We start from the raw sequence: 1,007 nt of genomic DNA, 5'->3' as shown, positions 1-1,007 counted from the left end.
CGTGCCGCGTTCCGTGCGGCTGCCCGCTCCCCAGCGGAGCGTGCTGGCGGTCGGGGCCGAGCTGAAGGGGACCGTCTGCCTGACCCGGGACGACCGGGCGTTCCTCAGTCAGCATATCGGCGACCTGAAGAACGACGCGGTGCTCCGCTCCCTGGAGGAGACGGCAGGCCACCTGGAGCGGATCCTGGATATCCGGCCGGAGTTGGTGGCCCACGACCTCCATCCCGACTACCTCTCCACGGTCTATGCCCCGGGCCTTGACGGGATCCCGAAGATTGCGGTCCAGCACCACCACGCCCACCTGGCCTCCTGCATGGCAGAGCACGGCCTGGAGGGTGAGGTGATAGGCGTCATCTTCGACGGCACCGGTCTGGGGACCGACGGCACCATCTGGGGTGGAGAGTTCCTGCTGGGGGGATACGACTCCTTCCAGCGGCGGGGGCGTTTCATGGCCGTACCGCTCCCCGGCGGCGACGCGGCAGTGCGGGAGCCGTACCGGATGGCCCTGTCGCACCTCCATGCAGCCTATGGGGAAGGGGTGTTCGATCTGGGACCCCCGTTCCTGGCCCAGGTCCCCGAGGGAGAGCGGAAGCTGTTCCTGGCCATGCTGGCCAGGCGGATCAACTCGCCCCTTACCTCCAGTTGCGGCCGGCTGTTCGACGCAGTTGCGGCCCTCATCGGTCTGAGGAGCAGGGTCTCCTACGAGGGGCAGGCCGCCATCGAGCTGGAGGCCCTGGCGGAGTCGGGCGACACGAAAGAGATGTATCCCTTCGAGTCAGGAGAAGCGGGGGGAACCATCGAGGTCGAGTTCCGGCCCATGTTCCGCCGGCTCGTCGGGGAGGTGCGGGACGGAAAGCCGCCGGCCGCCATGGCCCGGGCCTTCCACAACACCGTGGCCGCCGTGGTGGGCCGGGTGTGCGAGGCGCTCCGCGCCGGGAGCGGGCTCGACCGGGTGGTGCTCTCGGGCGGTGTGTTTCAGAACAAGCTGCTGAGCGAGGGGGTGTTCG

The 1,007-nt window shown here is 69.1% G+C and carries 1 pseudogene; it reads left to right on the top strand.

Going from position 1 to position 1,007, the window contains the following annotated elements:
* Positions 1-40: 40 nt before the first annotated feature.
* A pseudogene (locus Q1K70_RS18860) lies at positions 41-1,007 on the top strand (hydrogenase maturation protein HypF); the annotation flags it as partial.

Origin of the sequence: Solidesulfovibrio sp. (assembly GCF_029978005.1) — a bacterium.
Classification (GTDB): domain Bacteria; phylum Desulfobacterota; class Desulfovibrionia; order Desulfovibrionales; family Desulfovibrionaceae; genus Solidesulfovibrio.
The sequence above is the reverse complement of the archived record's forward strand: the minus strand, read 5'-3'. Positions and strand labels throughout refer to the sequence as shown.